Source organism: Streptomyces sp. HB132, assembly GCF_016909575.1.
Classification (GTDB): Bacteria; Actinomycetota; Actinomycetes; order Streptomycetales; family Streptomycetaceae; genus Streptomyces.
The window spans coordinates 1-14,570 of sequence record NZ_JAFBGA010000035.1 but is presented as its reverse complement, the minus strand read 5'-3'; the positions used below and the strand labels follow the sequence as shown (position 1 = coordinate 14,570).

Sequence of the window (14,570 nt, the reverse complement as noted above, 5' to 3'; positions counted from 1 at the left end):
TCAAACGCGGTGTCCATCGTTCCGTCCAAGCACTGGAACGCGACATCCGGGCCTGGGTCGCGGACTGGAACGACCACCCACGGCCCTTCATCTGGCCCAAGACCGCCGACGAAATCCTCGACAAGGTCGCCAGCTACTGCCAGCGAATCTCTGACTCAGGTCACTAGTCCTGGACGCGGGGGTTGAGGCCGTCCGGGGCGAGGATGTCGCGGGCGCCGACCGGGTCGCGGAGCCGGTCGCGGACGTCCTCGATCCGGTCGGCGGCGGGAGGGATAGGGAAGCCGTCCGGTCCGGTCGGCAGATGTAGGTAGCCGGACGAGATCAGGCGGATCGAGTGGGTCGGCGCACGAAGGTGCCTTCGGTGCGCTGGTGAAGGGCAGGAACGACACGCGTAGCGCCGTCCCCCTGCCGGGCAGGTGGGAGCCGGAGCTGCGCGGGTAGCCGGCGGGGGAGCGTCCTGCCAGCGGGCGCCGAAGGAGCCGACGAACACGTCGGTCGTCATGGGGCCTCCAGGCTCGCGTCTCTGCGCGGCCATCGTCGACCGCTTCACCTTCGGCGGCAACATCATCGAGACGGGCACCGACTCCTACCGACTCGCCACCACCCGCGCTCGCGCTGAACAGCAGGCGGCCAGGTGGGCCAAGGCGGGGCAGCTCTCATCGACCGTTGTCGAGGCTCCCGAAGACACGAGTGACCCACTGATCCATCCAGGTCCCGAAGTCTGACGCCGAGGTGATCCCTGAGGCCGGCAGGCAACCAGCGTCGTCAAGGTCAGCGACGAAGTCCACATCGCCCCAGCCACCACGGAACAGTACAACCGACAGCACGGCCTCCGCCGGACCGGATATGACCACGCCAACCGAGTCCGGATCATGAACCCGAGCCCTGTTGGTCTCCAGTGGCTGAGGCCAGGAAACCTCCGCATCCCTCCACGTCACCCGGCCCACTTCAAGGCCAGCCGACGTACAACCCGCCGTCCGCTGAGCCAGAACGACAGCCACCTCGTCGAGATCAACCACTCTGTCCATGAGGGGATCGTCCCTCATGGACAACCCCCGGCGGTGCGGCCCGCAGCCTCCTACGGCGGCTCCGCTGCTCCTACTTCTCATCACCATACTTGTGATCGTCGATCCGTGGTCGTTCCTGGAATGCGTCGACAACCGCTCCTACTTCTGGGTTCTGGCACAGATCTTGGGGAGCCGTCGCGGAGGGTGACCTTGGTGTTCGATTGTGAGGGGCTGGGTCGCGTGAGACCGCGTACGCGCGGCCGCCCGGCGATCGGCAATGACGCTCCGTCAAGTGTGCGGTCTTCTCTGCCGATGTCGGCCGTGGACGGTGATGGTGCTGGTCATGCTGACCGATGCATCGTTCTGGGACTCGATCGTGTTCGACGGTATCGACGAGGTGGACGTCGAGGCGGTGACCGCCTTGTTCGGCACTGCCGAGGTGGTGGCGAGAGGCCGGGTGGCCGGGGCGGAGTGTCCGGACTGCGGCCGCTTCTCGGACCAGGTGCACGACCGCTATCAGCGCAGGTTGAAGGACCTTCCGCTTGCTGAGCAGGGTGTCGTGATCCGGTTGGTGGTCCGGCGTTTCATCTGTGGGGCTGCGGACTGTCCGCGCCGGACGTTCACCGAACCGTTCTCGCAGTTGGCCACCCCGTACGCACGGTTCACCACTCGGCTCAACCACGCCCTGGAGCGGGTGGGGCTCGCGCTGGCCGGGCGGGCCGGCGCCCAGCTGGCCGCCCAGCTGGGCTTCGGCGTGGGAAGGATGACTTTGCTGCGCAGGGTCATGGCATTGCCTGATCCGCAGTTCAGCACGCCGCAAGTGCTGGGCGTGGACGACTTCGCGATCCGTCGCGGCCAGACGACTCCACCGTGTTGACCTGCGTGGAAGCCCATCGCGTGGTCGATGTGCTCCCGACGCGTGAAGCCGGGCCGCTGGCCGCGTGGCTGATCCGTCACCCAGGCGTCGAGATCATCTGCCGGGACCGGGCCGGTGCATACGCCGAAGGCGCCCGGCGCGGTGCCCCCGATGCCCTATAGGTCGCTGACCGGTTCCATCTGTGGCAGGGCCTCGGCCGGGCCGTGGAGACCTGTGTCGCCGCCCACCGCGGCTGCCTGCGCAGCCCGTCGCCCAGCGGGACACTGCTGGAGTCGATCAGCTCAGAGTCCAGTCGGCCGCAGGACGACTGCGAACCCATCGGCCGACGGGCCGAGCGCAAGAAGGCCGCACATGCACTGGTCCACGAGATGCTCACTCAAGGCCACTCACGTCGGGCGATCGCCCGGCACTTGGGATGGGGCCTCAACACCGTGCTCCGGTACGCGACCGCCGCACGCTGGCAGGACACCATCCGCGAGAACCCTCCCCGGTCCAGCAGACTGGACCCCTACAAGTCCTACCTGGACCGACGATTCGCCGCAGGATGCACCAGCGTCACCCACCTCCACCGTGAACTCCTCGCCGACAACGCCCCCGTCACCTACCAGATGGTCCGCGCCCACATCGCCACCCTGCGCACAGCTCCTGCCAGCCCACCGCCCCGACCGCCGACGGTGCGGCAGGTACCCGGCTGGCTCACCCGTCACCCCACGGCACTGGACGAGGAGGACCGCGCCAATCTGAAGGAGGTCCTGGCCCGCTGTCCCGAACTGGACACAGCCGCAGGGCACATCCGCGACTTCGGCGAGATACTCAGCAACCGCCTTGGCGCCACGCTCCCCGCCTGGATCGAGGTCGTCGATGCCAGCCAGCTGCCCGGCCTCACCGGCTTCGCACTCCACTTGCTCCGAGACCTCGACGCCGTGACAACCGGACTCACCCTGGAGTGGAGTTTCGGCAGCGTCGAGGGCGCCGTGAACCGCATCAAGAAGATCAAAAGGCAGCTCTACGGCCGAGCCGGATTCGAACTGTTGCGCAAGATGACCTTGCTTCAGTAACTCTCCGCGACCGTCACCCCAGACCTGAACCAGAATCGAGTTTCAGCATCACATGGAGGCTACAACCTGTCACGGATCCCGGTCGGTGAACGAGGTTGCCGGGCGGTATCTCAACCGAGCATGGCACGTGCTGCGATCACGGTCAGATAGGGGACCGGGATGACGAGCATTCCAAGTAGCCACGGCCGGATCCGACGCCCATAGGCCGCAGGGAAGAGCACATCAACGGCGACGATCAACAACAGACCAAGCCCGCCGAAAATAACAACTCCGGCCCTGGCCCACCCCGCCCCTTCGATGACGTCGACACTGCCGCAGTGGGTCTGCCCGAACCCTGAGTTGTCGAACGCGCAAGCGCGGTACTCAGTCAGCAGCACCCATGCCGAGTGCAAGGGCACCATGGCGGGCAACCCGATGATGAAGTTCACCCACACCGGCGCCAGTTGCCTCCACCGCGACGGGCCTTCGGGCCCCGACGTGCCGTTGCTTCCGAACGAGGCCTGCCCTACATCCCCCATGGCCGCAGGGTATCTGATCGGGGAAACATCGTCCTCCGATCGCTCTAGGAGCCGTGCGGACTGAACTCGTCCCGCCGGATCCAGGGCAGGCGGCCGGGAGCCGCATCAAGAAGATCGACAGACAGCCCCACGTGCCAGCCGGATTCGAGCTACTCCTGCAGAATAATCCTGCCTTAGTGACGCTCCGCGACGACTCCCCAAGATCTGTGCCAGAATCTACTTCTGACCTACGCAGCCACTCCTGTGTTTCTGGGACAGTCAGAAACGGACGCTTTCACGTGGGCGGCGGCCAAGGCCGACGAACGCGTGCGCGTCCCGGCGACCGCCGACGACAAGGGCCGGATCGCGTTGCGCTTTGCGGGCACGTCCCGCTAGGAACGCCGACAGCTCTCACCCAGCGCGCCATCGAGAAACGCGCCGCAGGATGGCGGGAGGCCGCCGCCGCGCGGGCCTCGGCCGCACGGGTGGTCGAGGTGGCCTGGGAGATCGCGCGGAGCAGCCCGTATGCCTCGGTGCCACCGAGCGCCCGGCCCGGGACATCGACACCCTCGCGGGGCGTCTCACCAAGATGCGCGGAGTCCGGATCCCCGCCCATGTCCAGCGTATCGACACCGGCGACGAGAAATGCGTCTCACGCGCTCATGGCCGGGCTACCTTGCCTGCCAGAAAGCGGCCACATACCGGGCCGGCGTTGCCGACGCGCGGACCGAGCAGGTGCTGCGAGGCTCATTGCTGAGCAACATCCCTCGCTGCACCAGTCGGAGAGTCGGGCGTGAGCAGGTTCCGGCAGGCGCAGGAGGCGCTGACAGCCCGCAATCATCAGAAGAGTCCCCGTCACCAGCCGTCCCAGGCCGATCAGGGCCTTCTCGGGGCCAGTGGTGAGCGGGGCGCCCCTGGCCCAAGGCCGTCTTCATTCGTGCGGGACGTTCGTGATGGCCCGAGGCCTGCCGGTCGCAGGGCCTCGGACCACGTCGTGCTCGTGATTCTCAGGGCTCCCGCGCGTAGGTCACGACCCACGCGACGGCGAAAATTAGCCCGAGAATTCCGATGCCGAAGATGCCGAGAGTCGTCCCGATCCCCTTCCCGTCCAGCGCGGCACGCACTCCGCCGGCGAGCCCGCCGACGGACATGCACAGACCGAGGACGAACGCCCGCGAACTCCGGGGGCGCAGCAGATGTCCCGCGCTCGGACATCGGCGCCCGGGCTGCGGCGGACCTGCGCGACGGCGGCCAGGGGGCGGTGTGCCCGGAAGGTTCTTCATTGGCATCTCACCTTTCCCGGTGCTGCAGGAGCAGCCACATACGTGTCTTCAGGACCCTTCTTCGACGGGGTGTAGGCGAAGTCGACCACCTTCGTCACCACGGCGACGGTCGCGCCGAAGATCTTCCCTCCGAACCTGCCGACCGTGTCGGGGCCGTGGGGCGATGGTGCATGGGCCTTGACCTTTGAAGCTCCGCCATCTTGAAGTGGCTGGTCGGCGGGGTGGCGTGACCTCGTTTCGGGGTGCTCGTGCTGGTCGTGGGCGGCAGTCTGTGTTGTAGATCGTCCGGCGGGCTGGTTTTGCCGATGAGTTCACCGTCCTCGAACGGTCTACCCAGCGACACGACCGTTCTCGACAGGAGTGCCATGTCCACCATCCAGCCAGTGATCATCACTGCCGACCAGGACGTCCTGCTCGGCTTCTATACGAAATTGTTCGGCGCTGAGGAGATCTTCCGGGTACCGGCGGAAGGCCCGGCCTTCTACCTTGGCTTGCGCATCGGCGACACCGACCTCGGGCTGGTGGCCAAGGCGAACCCGGGGACCGGGGCGGCGCCGCGGATCCTGCTCAGCATCGGTGTCGACGACGTCGACGATACGCTCGGCCGGGTGGAGGCACTGGGCGGCTCGGTCCGCAGCGGCCCCAACGACATGCCGTGGGGACAGCGCGTCGCCCACATCCAGGACCCCGACGGCAACCCGGTGAACCTCACTCAGCCGATCCCGGCCCGGTGACGCTGTTCCGGGGCATGTGCTGATCGTGGGCTGCCTGCGGTAGAGATCAATTGTCGGTAGTGGCCTCGATGTTCGTCAGGACGAGCAGCGCGCGAAACAGGTGGGTGGCGCGGGCGGGGTCGGTGCGGAGCTTGGTGAGGATCCGCCAGTTCTTCAGGTGGGCGAAGCCGCGTTCGACGGGGGCGCGTCCGGCGGCCAGCACCCGGTTGGCTTGTTTCTCGGCGGGGTTGAGCTTGCGGGCGCGGGTGGCTTTGAAGCCGGTGACGACCACGGGGTCGTCCGGATCGTCGTCCAGGCCGAGGAAGCCGAGGTCGGCCAGGGCGCCGAGGCCGGCGGCGCGGGGATGGCCGAGGATGTGATCGCGGCGGGCGGCGGTGATGTCGTGGATGCGGCCGGGCCGGGCGGCGGAGATCCAGATCAGGCGGCCGTTTTCGTCGGTGAGGGCGAGGACCTGCAGGCCGTGGCGGTGGTGCTTGCCGGAGTAGTTCGGCCGGTTCGCCTTGCCGGTGCGGCGCTGGGTGGGGATGAGGGTGCCGTCGATGAGGACGACCTCCCCGCCCCGCTTGGCGATCTTCTTCAGGGCGCGGTCCAGACGCGGGGCCTGGACGGCGAGCAGGGCGATCAGCTCGTCGCGCCGGCGCCGTACGGTGGTGGCGGAGATGTCGTTGCGCCGGCCATGTCGGCCAGGCGCTGGTCGTGCCGCAGCACGGCCAGGACGATCACCGCGCTCTTCCCAGGCGGCAGCGCCCGCCACCTGGATCCGATCGCCTTCAGATGCCGTCGCAGTAGGTCCGCGAGGTGGGTGATGGTGTGTTTGGACAGCGGCAGGCGGCACTGATAGACAAGGGAGACGGTGTCCCCGGCGCGCTCTTTGGTTTTCTTCACACAATTCCAACAGCCGCCGGGGGCACCGCGGTTACGGATAGTCGCGCCCTGCAGTACCGCACTGTGCGGCCTTCAAGGTCACGGGCGCAGGACGAACCGGCCATCGGGGCGCTTGTGCAGCCAGCCGCGGTCGGTCAGCTTCCCGCGCAGTGGTTCCAGCTTGCCCCGCACCCCGGTGTCCAGGCCCAGCGCCTCGCCGACCTGCCGGGTTGCCACCGGGCCCTTGGCCTGCCGCACGGCGGCCAGGATGCGCTGGTAATCCGGCGTCAGTGCGGACTCCTCCAGCCCCGGCGCGCGGTCCGGCACCAGGCGTACCGCCCGGCCCGCCACGTGGGTGACCTGCGACCCAACCACCGCCTGCTCCTCGGCGATCTGCTCGCTCATCCGCTGCAGTACTCGCTCGGCCACGGCGAGCTCGGATCGTTCAGCCCGCACCTCGGAAAGCTGCTTGGCCAATTGCTCATCGAGTCCGTCCAGCTCCGCGCGTCGTGCGGCGATCCGCTCCAGCACCTCGGTGTCCGTCATGCGCCTGATCGTGGGAGCGGTACCGGCGACGAGGAGCAGGAATCCGCAAAGACCGCCCTACCAGACGATCTACACGGCAGACTGCCGCATGCGTTGGAGTTGGTTGAGGCGCCCAGGGGTTGTCAGTGGCTGGTGGCAGGATCACCGGCATGGTTTTCGTACGTACTACTCCGCCGCGGCGCGTGGACGTGGCCGCGGTCTTTCCCGGGCTGACGCCGTTGGCGCGTGCTGCGATTCGGCTGCACCCTCGTCCCGGGTCGCCTTCGGTCGAGGAGAGCTCGGTCGGGGGGCCGTTGCTGTGGCCGGCTGAGGAGCCGTGGCCGCACTGTGAAGCCTCGCACCTGCACGTGGACAGCGGGTTCCGCCAGTCGCCGGCCGACGTGCGGCTCAAGAGACGCATGCAGGCCCGGTGGCACCGTGATCACAATGGCCATGGGACAACACCCGAGGAGACGGCGGTCAAGGAGCGGAGCGATTCGCTGTTGGCCCTCCGCCCGCGGACTGCCCGGTCCCCATGCTGCCCGTGGCCCAGCTGTATCTGCGCGACATACCCCTGTTGCGGCCGCCTGGACAGGCCGATCTGCTCCAGGTTCTGTGGTGCCCCTACGATCACGATCCGCATCACAAGCCGTCAACCGCACTGCTCTGGCGGTCCGCCGCCGAGGTCGTCGACATCCTCGCCACACCGCCCGAACCGTACGAGGTGAACGGTGACGGCTATCTGCCGGTGTCGTGCGTGCTGGCACCGGAAGCGATCACCGAGTACCCCAACAGCCTCGATCTGAGCCCGCAGATGCAGCTGATGGTGGAGGACTGGAGCAGATGGCAGGCGGCCGACGTCGACGTGGACGGCTCCGAACACGCGGACTGTCCGCGGGACTTCTATGATGTCCATCTGGCTGACGCGCCCGGCTGGAAGGTCGGCGGCTGGCCCCCGTGGGGCCGCACCGACCCCAATCCCCGGTACTGCACTGTCTGTGATGTGCAGATGGTCCCGCTGCTGACCATCGCCTCCTACGAATGGGACGGCGGTGAGGGACACAGCTGGGCACCTTACGAAGACCAGGCCGCCGCCAATGACGCCGGGCGTTGCTGTGGCCAGAGCCCCTCGCAGCCGACCAAGGTCGAAGTCGGCAGCACCGACAACATGCAGATCTACGTCTGCCCGGCCTCCCCCGAGCATCCGCACACCGACCTGATCCAGTGAGCGTTCTCAGCGTTGCTTCTCCAGGGTGAGGGCAGCTTTGGTGATGACGCTGATGCGGTTGGAGCTTATGCGGGATCGACGGAAGATCTGCGAGGACTTCAGCCGTGCCATGCCTCGTTCGACGGGTGCCCGGGCCTCGGACAGGGCCCGGATCTCGGTTCGCTCGGTGAGGGTGAGTTCACCGCCTGGCGGGCGGCGCTTGGCGGTGGTGACCCAGTCGCCCGCACCGATGTAGGCCACCCCCTGGCGTGCGCAGATTCGGAGGATCTTGTGGGTGCGGGCGGCCGTCAGATCGTGGGTCCGGCCCGGCAGTGTTGGCGACAGCCAGGGAAACTGCCCGGCCGGGTCCGTGGCGACCTGCACGTTGTGTGTTTCGAAGAGTAGTCGGCACTGCCGACGCGGTCGCACTCCGCGAGCGTGCCGTCCAGGAGAACGAAGTCCGGGTCGTACGGGCGCAGCGTCTTCAGCAGACCTGGCGCCTGCTTGGCGAGCAGATCGATGACCCCGGTGACGTAGGTGACGTAGGGCGTTTCTTTCGGATCAGTGATGAGGCTGGGGCCGCCGGGCGAGCCGATGGCTGGGTGTCCTGGGTGAGGATGGCTGATGGCCACATGTGTACGAAGGAGCCGTACGATGCCTCCCGTGGATACCTCACGGGACGACTTGCGATGCGGGCTCTGTGGGCAGGCCGCGAATGCCCGGCACGAGCAGCACCACGAGGAACCGGTCGCCAGCGCGGGAAGGCGTGTGGAGTACGTCGTGATCGGACTGCGCGGCGCCAATGCCCTCTACCACGCTGCCGATGAGCCCTCTCGGACCCGCAAGACCGATGCCGCCGACCTGGCGACGGCACTGGGGGTTGAGCTGCCCGATCTTCCTGGCCGCCATTACACGTGCTGGGAGATGCCTGGGGAGTACGGCGGCGTCTTCCGGAGCGGCTTCGAGCTGGCCTGACATGGCTGCTACGCACCCGGGCGTTTCTCTTGGCTCATGAAGGTGAGCTGTTGGCCGATATGATTTATGGTCCGAGGGACAATCGAGGGAGGGCGTGATGACGCTCGTCATCGAGTTCCGGCGTGGAGTCTCGACCGCTCGGACCGGACGGAAGTCAGGCCCGCGGCCCGCTGTAGGGGTGCTTGAGCGGGTAGCCGTCGATGGCGAGTTCTGGGAGGCACTGGAAACGCTGGGCCGACACCGGCTGTCCAGCCTGGCTGACGTCGATCCTTACGGGTAGACCCTCCTGCGCGGTGAGGCAGTGGACCGCATGGTGCGGGAGTTGGAAGGTTCAGACCTTGCTCGGCTGAGAGGCGGCGAGAGCCAAGCCGTCTCGACGCTACTGGCCTGGGGCCTGCGTTGCCGCGCGGACAAAGACTTACGCACTGCCTTCTCGGGTGATTAGCCCGCCACTCCACGATCATCGAATCGTTGGTCCGGGTATGCCGTTGACTGAAGCGCAGTGGGCGCGGATCGAGCGCCTACTCCCGGACTGGACACCGAAGCGGGGCGGCCGCTGGCGGGATCACCGGCAGGTGATCGACGATCGCCTTCAAGTTCCAGACCGGAACGCAGTGGGTTCATTTGCCGGAGAAATACGCCAACTGGCGAGGCGTGTACAACCGGCTGCGGATGTGGGCCCTCGACGGCACCTGGGAGCGGGTGTTCGCCGCGCGGCATGTGCGGCGGTGAGCTTCGCGGTCGTAAATCCGCTCACGCCCGCGGCCACACGGTCCGCTTGAAATACGACCACGTGCTGTCCGGCTTCGGTCAGCTCCCAGGCCCGCCATGCCGGCGCCGATCACGACGACATCAGTGGTGAGTTCGGTTTCCAGTGGTGGCCAGGGGGTGCCGGGTGTGGTGGTCATCCAGTAGGACTCGGCCCTGCCAGGGAGCGCGTCTCGTCTGGTTACGGGCCACGTGTTCCCTCAGCAGCCGGATGGAGGCGTCGTGGGCGGTTTCTTCCCCTGAGCGGCCCTGACATATGTTGGGCGGCCGGGCGCGGTCGGCGCAGGCGTCAAAGGCTGTTGAGGATTTGCGGCGACATATTTTTGATCATGGTGTTGGTCCAGCGCATCTGGCGCAGGGTCTGGGGGTGGCAGGAGGAAGCCAGGGAGAGCAGGTCGGTGGCTCCGGACGCCTGAGCCACCTGGGCAAGCATCTCCCAGTGAAGGGAGTTGTATGCCGCTGCGAGATGCAGGTCACGTAGGTCGCGCAGGAGGAGCAGCCCGGGGCCGCACGAGCCTGGCGGCGGCTTGTGGATCTTATGCCCGTGCACCGGGGACACGTCGGGCCAGGCCGTGTCGGAATGCTCGTCGAGATTGAGATCATGCTGGGCGGACGCGTCCGCGATCCCTTGCATGTGCTCGCTCGACCAGGCGGCGATATCGGTGGCTACGTGATAGACCTCGTGTTCCGCACAGTGCCTCGCCGCCGCGGTCGTGAGTTTCTCGGAGAGATGCTGCTCACCTCGGTGCAGCGTGAGCAACGCGAGTTGCAGTCCGTTCACCGCTCGTCTCCTGGTGTGTTCCACGCGCTGTGCAGTGTCTGTGACGCGACTGCTTCTCGCCCTCCGACGGTGGGCCGCACACCTGGGTTGTCGATGGGCGCGGACGCCGTGGTGGTGGGGGCCGGTGCCTGTTCGCCGTTGCCCTTCTCGACGAGAATGAGAGCCGCAGCCGCGGTCTTGAACAGAGGCTGTTTGGATGCGGGATCCCAGTCGGTGATCGTCGTCTCGTTCGCTGCCCGCCCCGGCGTATGCGCGCTCGGTCCGGAGCCCGAGGCCGTGTCCCAGTAGCCGTACTGGAACGGGGCGAACAAGAGCCCCGGCCGGATGCCCGTGACGCGCAATTTTCCTTGGAGTGTGCCGCGCGGAGACCGAACCTCGACCAGATCGCCCTCGGCAAGCTGTTGCGCGACGGCATCCGTTTCGCTGATCTCGACCCACACCTCAGGCGCCGCATTGTTCAGCTGGGGGGCGCGGCCGGTCTTGGTCCGGGTGTGGAAGTGGTAGCGCGTACGACCGGTCGTCAGATGGAAGGGATACTGCTCGTCCGGTCGCTCGTGCGCCGGAACATAGCCGACTCCCTTGATCATGGCCTTGCCGTCAGGATTGAGGGACCGGTACGCCGCTTCGTCATCCGCCGCGCCTGTCACGAGGTCCTTGCCGTAGTTCTCACACATGTCAGGGTGCGCCCAGCTGATTCCCTCGGTGAAGAGCCGCTCGGTACCGTCCGGCGCCTGCCGGTCCACCGGCCACTGGACTCCTCCCACGTTGCGCAGCTTCGCGTACGTGAGGCCGCTGTAGTCGCAGGGGCGGCCCGCGCTGCCCGCTTCCACGCCTCGAATGCCGACTCCGGGTCCCGCCACGAGATCAGAGGCCCGCCGTTTTTCTCGCGGAATTCCATGCGTGCTGCGTAGTCCAGCAAGATGTCGAGGTCCGGCCGGGTCTCGCCCGGGGGGTCCACGGCTTTGCCGGTCAGATGCACGGTGCGATCGGCGTTGGTGAACGTGCCGGTCTTCTCACCCCAGGTGGCGGCAGGCAGCACGACATCGGCGAACTGCGCCGTCTCGGTGAGGAACAGATCCTGCACGACGACGAACAGGCTCTCCTGGGAGAGGATGGAGCGGACGCGTGCGAGTTCGGGAAGGGAGACGGCCGGGTTCGTGCCGCTGACCCACAGCATCCGGATCGAGCCCTGCTCGGCATAGCGGAACATGTGCATGGCGTGGCCGCGGACCAAGGGCCTGGTCAGCCGGTCGGAAGATGCGTTGGCTTGCCAGCCGAACAGATCCTTGGGGGCTAGGCCGGTTCGTTTGGATCACTTCCGTTGGTCGAGGTTGTCGTTGATGATGTCTGTGTGACTCACCGCATCAGTGCTCTGATCTCGGCCTTCGGTGTCCTTGCCAGCGTGATGCTGGTCGTTGCGGGCGTTCGTGAGTACCGCTCCGGGGAATCAGTCCACTGGCTCGTGGCCGGAGTTGTGATCCTCCTCAGTGCTACGTGCACGCTCGTGCGGGACGTGGGGCGGCTCCGAGCCGGGCCGACCCCATGAGCGCGGCGCCGTTCCAACCAGCCACGCCGGTCGTTGTTCGTGTGTGCCGTTGACTGACGCGCAGTGGGCGCGAATCGAGCCGTTACTCCCTGACCGGACTCCGAAACGAGGTGGCCGGTGGCGGGATCACCGTGAGGTGATCGACGCGATCGCCTTCAAGTTCCAGACCGGAGCGCAGTGGGTCCACCTCCCCGAGAAGTACGGTAATTGGCGAGGCGTCTACAACCGGCTGCGGATGTGGGCCATCGACGGCACCTGGGAGCGGGTCTTCACCGCGCTGATCGCTCAGGCCGACGCCGACGACGACCTCAACTGGGCAGTCTCGGTGGACTCCACCATCGTGCGCGCACACCAGCACGCGGCCGGAGCCCGCAAAAAGGGGCCCCAGCAGGCGAACCGGATGACCATGCCATCGGCCGGTCCCGCGGCGGACTGACCACAAAGATCCACCTCGCTTCCGATGCCCACTGCCGACCACTGACCTTCGTGCTCACCCCCGGACAAGCCGGCGACGCACCCGCCTTCGCCCACGTCATGGCCCGCCTCCGCGTCCCTCGGCGGCGAGGACGGCCCCGCACAAGGCCAGACGTCGTCCTGGCCGACAAGGCGTACTCCTCCCGCGCGATCCGAGAGCACCTGCGTAAGCGCGGCATCCGGGCGGTCATCCCCATTCCGGCCGATCAACGCGGCCACCGGCTGCGGCGCGGCAGCCGGGGCGGCAGGCCACCCGCCTTCGACCGCGAGGCATACAAGCAGCGCAACACCGTCGAACGCTGCATCAACCGATTGAAACAGTGGCGCGGCATCGCCACCCGCTACGAAAAGACCGCAACCATCTACCTGGCCGGACTCCACATCGCGGGCATCTTCCTCTGGTCAGCGCGGTGATCCAAACGAAACTGCCTAGCCTGCCTCGGTTGACCCGGTCCTTGGCTCGCCCTCGTACACCTACCATGCGGCCGTCCATGACGGCGATGTCCATCGCCTCGCCGTCCGAGTGGAGGATCGAGGCGGCTTGCACCCACTTCTGCACCATGGCGGGTTCCACGCCTTCGGAGAGGAAGGTGTCCACCCGGGCCGGCCACTCCTGGTGCCGTCCGTGGGCCACCGCTACCCCAGGGGTCCCTGATCCGGTCGATCTCGGACTCCATCGCTACCTCCAGATAGTCGAATCGCCCCGGATGGCCTGGTGCAGGGGCTCACATGTCGGCGGTCCGTCGGCACCTCGGCAGCCAACGCTGCTGTCCGGCTGGCACGTAGGCCTGATCTCGCGTGCCCAGTGCGCTCGCTCCGGCCATGTCGGAGTGTTCTGCTCGCGACCACGACGTTGTTACTGCAGGGCACAATCGCACGTACTCAGCGGCCCAGGGCCTTGCCCAGCTGACCTTTGGTCATCGACGAACGTCCCTCGACGTTCTTCTTCTTGGCCTTTTGATAAAGCTGGTCCTTCGTCGGCCCTCCGGGGCCGCTGTGGGATCGCCGGCCACCACGCTGAGGAGCGGATTCGGGGTCCTCGGTGGAAGTCTTGCTCGCCGACTTTGACTCTCCCGAGCAGGCCCGTTCCTTGTTGACCGTGCGGGCTGCGATCTCCTCAGCCCGCCTCTCGGAGGTGCCGCGCTTCTCGGCACCTCCCCTGATGTGCTCGTACTGACGCTCACGCTTGGGGCTGGATCTGGCGGGCACAGCACTCTCCTCTCCTTGGGTGGCCGACAGATCTCCCAACTTGCAGCACGTGGGCGGCTACCCCCATCACATGCGCAAAACCTGGCACTCGCGATCTGGGAGAGCACTGCGCGCGGCGTATCCCAGTCAGCGGACGGCCGACGCGGGAAGACCGATCAAGTAACGCGCCGGCGACCTCCGCGAGCGCGGCCACGCCCTCTCCGGAGCCGCTCGCCCGGCTCTCGGCCGAGCATCACCAGGTCACATCAGGTTCGGGATCGGCGGGTGCGGCGAGGACGACGACGAACGCGCGAATCGCCAGGCGAAACCCGACCTGCTGCAGCGCAGCTTTCAGGCGGCAGTCGCTACCACCCTCAAGCGCGTCCACGTCACCGCCGGCCCCGACGCGTAGCCATACCCGACGACACCCCGACCTCCCACGCCATCAGCGACCTGGAGAAAAACCGGGCCCTGCGCGACTGGCTGCGGTGGCAGGTCGGGCAGACCGAGCGTCGCGTCCGGAAACTGGAAATCCAGGAAGCCCAGGAAAACGCCCGCCGCAAGCGGGCACGCGCCGAAATGGCTTGGAAGATCCAGCCCCAAATGCTGAGCTTTCCCGGGATCGGTCCTCAGGTTGGCAGGACGCCGAGGACAACGTCCGTTTCACCCAGGAGAGCCTGCCCCAGGTCGCAAAGATGGGACTGCTGCACGAATAGGTGACACCTGACCTGGCTTGCTGAGAGGCGGCCTGGAAGGATGTCGCAGTGCCCAAGCCGTATCCCAAGG

The 14,570-nt window shown here is 67.1% G+C and carries 14 protein-coding genes and 5 pseudogenes; 8 read left to right on the top strand and 11 right to left on the bottom strand.

Features of this window, described 5'->3' with window-relative positions; all coding sequences use genetic code 11:
* Positions 1-163 precede the first annotated feature (163 nt).
* The gene (locus JOC24_RS32845; RefSeq protein ID WP_205024085.1) at positions 164-502 is read right to left on the bottom strand and encodes a hypothetical protein; all 339 of its coding nucleotides are present in this window, start codon (positions 500-502) and stop codon (positions 164-166) included.
* 16 nt (positions 503-518) lie between these two features.
* Here JOC24_RS32845 and JOC24_RS32840 point away from each other — a divergent pair.
* The 3 genes and pseudogenes from JOC24_RS32840 to JOC24_RS34130 form a co-directional block, all read left to right on the top strand.
* Positions 519-632 (top strand): annotated as a pseudogene (locus JOC24_RS32840) (AAA family ATPase); the annotation flags it as partial.
* Positions 633-1,338: 706 nt separating this feature from the next.
* The gene (locus JOC24_RS33740; RefSeq protein WP_239581418.1) at positions 1,339-1,884 is read left to right on the top strand and encodes a transposase family protein; all 546 of its coding nucleotides are present in this window, start codon (positions 1,339-1,341) and stop codon (positions 1,882-1,884) included.
* Between the two features lie 203 nt (positions 1,885-2,087).
* The gene (locus JOC24_RS34130) at positions 2,088-2,942 is read left to right on the top strand and encodes a transposase (RefSeq protein ID WP_307792818.1); all 855 of its coding nucleotides are present in this window, start codon (positions 2,088-2,090) and stop codon (positions 2,940-2,942) included.
* Between the two features lie 110 nt (positions 2,943-3,052).
* Here the strand turns inward: JOC24_RS34130 and JOC24_RS32830 are convergent, their stop codons facing one another.
* Entirely contained in the window at positions 3,053-3,460 is a 408-nt protein-coding gene (locus tag JOC24_RS32830) for a hypothetical protein (protein WP_205024084.1), read from the bottom strand.
* A 986-nt stretch (positions 3,461-4,446) separates the two neighbouring features.
* Positions 4,447-4,722: a hypothetical protein gene (locus tag JOC24_RS32825; protein ID WP_205024083.1), complete on the bottom strand. Its 276-nt coding sequence runs from the start codon at positions 4,720-4,722 to the stop codon at positions 4,447-4,449.
* 365 nt (positions 4,723-5,087) lie between these two features.
* Here JOC24_RS32825 and JOC24_RS32820 point away from each other — a divergent pair, with 365 nt between their 5' ends.
* Positions 5,088-5,456, top strand: a complete 369-nt coding sequence (locus tag JOC24_RS32820; protein WP_205024082.1) for a VOC family protein — start codon at positions 5,088-5,090, stop codon at positions 5,454-5,456.
* A gap of 46 nt (positions 5,457-5,502) precedes the next feature.
* Here the strand turns inward: JOC24_RS32820 and JOC24_RS32815 are convergent, their stop codons facing one another.
* Both JOC24_RS32815 and JOC24_RS32810 read right to left on the bottom strand, forming a co-directional pair.
* Complete coding sequence (locus JOC24_RS32815) at positions 5,503-6,210, bottom strand: transposase family protein (protein WP_307792817.1); 708 nt, start codon at positions 6,208-6,210, stop codon at positions 5,503-5,505.
* Between the two features lie 209 nt (positions 6,211-6,419).
* Positions 6,420-6,866: a hypothetical protein gene (locus JOC24_RS32810; RefSeq protein ID WP_205024081.1), complete on the bottom strand. Its 447-nt coding sequence runs from the start codon at positions 6,864-6,866 to the stop codon at positions 6,420-6,422.
* A 149-nt stretch (positions 6,867-7,015) separates the two neighbouring features.
* Between JOC24_RS32810 and JOC24_RS34335 the strand changes: the two are divergent.
* Positions 7,016-8,073 (top strand): annotated as a pseudogene (locus tag JOC24_RS34335) (hypothetical protein).
* Positions 8,074-8,079: 6 nt separating this feature from the next.
* Here JOC24_RS34335 and JOC24_RS32800 read toward each other — a convergent pair.
* Positions 8,080-8,588: pseudogene (locus JOC24_RS32800) on the bottom strand (transposase family protein); the annotation flags it as partial.
* 127 nt (positions 8,589-8,715) lie between these two features.
* Between JOC24_RS32800 and JOC24_RS32795 the strand changes: the two are divergent.
* Together JOC24_RS32795 and JOC24_RS34330 are read left to right on the top strand one after the other, a co-directional pair.
* A complete protein-coding gene (locus JOC24_RS32795; protein WP_307792815.1) occupies positions 8,716-9,027 on the top strand; it encodes a hypothetical protein in 312 nt (103 codons plus the stop codon).
* A gap of 624 nt (positions 9,028-9,651) precedes the next feature.
* Positions 9,652-9,759 (top strand): hypothetical protein, encoded by a 108-nt coding sequence (locus JOC24_RS34330; protein WP_205024079.1) that lies wholly within the window; start codon positions 9,652-9,654, stop codon positions 9,757-9,759.
* 325 nt (positions 9,760-10,084) lie between these two features.
* Here the strand turns inward: JOC24_RS34330 and JOC24_RS32785 are convergent, their stop codons facing one another.
* Both JOC24_RS32785 and JOC24_RS32780 read right to left on the bottom strand, forming a co-directional pair.
* The gene (locus JOC24_RS32785; RefSeq protein ID WP_205024078.1) at positions 10,085-10,576 is read right to left on the bottom strand and encodes a hypothetical protein; all 492 of its coding nucleotides are present in this window, start codon (positions 10,574-10,576) and stop codon (positions 10,085-10,087) included.
* Positions 10,573-11,798 (bottom strand): annotated as a pseudogene (locus JOC24_RS32780) (molybdopterin oxidoreductase family protein); the annotation flags it as partial. The gene JOC24_RS32785 and the pseudogene JOC24_RS32780, both read right to left, overlap by 4 nt.
* 367 nt (positions 11,799-12,165) lie before the next feature.
* On the opposite strand from JOC24_RS32780, the gene JOC24_RS32775 reads away from it, so the two are divergent.
* Positions 12,166-13,010 (top strand): IS5 family transposase gene (locus JOC24_RS32775; protein ID WP_374104553.1). Its coding sequence is split into 2 segments (ribosomal slippage): positions 12,166-12,522 and positions 12,525-13,010, totalling 843 coding nucleotides; the frame shifts between segments, so codons are not numbered across the junction.
* Here the strand turns inward: JOC24_RS32775 and JOC24_RS33725 are convergent.
* The 3 genes and pseudogenes from JOC24_RS33725 to JOC24_RS33930 form a co-directional block, all read right to left on the bottom strand.
* Positions 12,967-13,273, bottom strand: a pseudogene (locus JOC24_RS33725) (nitrate reductase); the annotation flags it as partial. The gene JOC24_RS32775 and the pseudogene JOC24_RS33725 sit on opposite strands and share 44 nt — an antisense overlap.
* 205 nt (positions 13,274-13,478) lie before the next feature.
* On the bottom strand, positions 13,479-13,805 hold the full coding sequence (locus tag JOC24_RS32770) for a plasmid stabilization protein (protein ID WP_205024077.1): 327 nt from the start codon (positions 13,803-13,805) through the stop codon (positions 13,479-13,481).
* 232 nt (positions 13,806-14,037) lie between these two features.
* Positions 14,038-14,172 (bottom strand): hypothetical protein, encoded by a 135-nt coding sequence (locus tag JOC24_RS33930; RefSeq protein ID WP_275588675.1) that lies wholly within the window; start codon positions 14,170-14,172, stop codon positions 14,038-14,040.
* Positions 14,173-14,570: the final 398 nt, after the last annotated feature.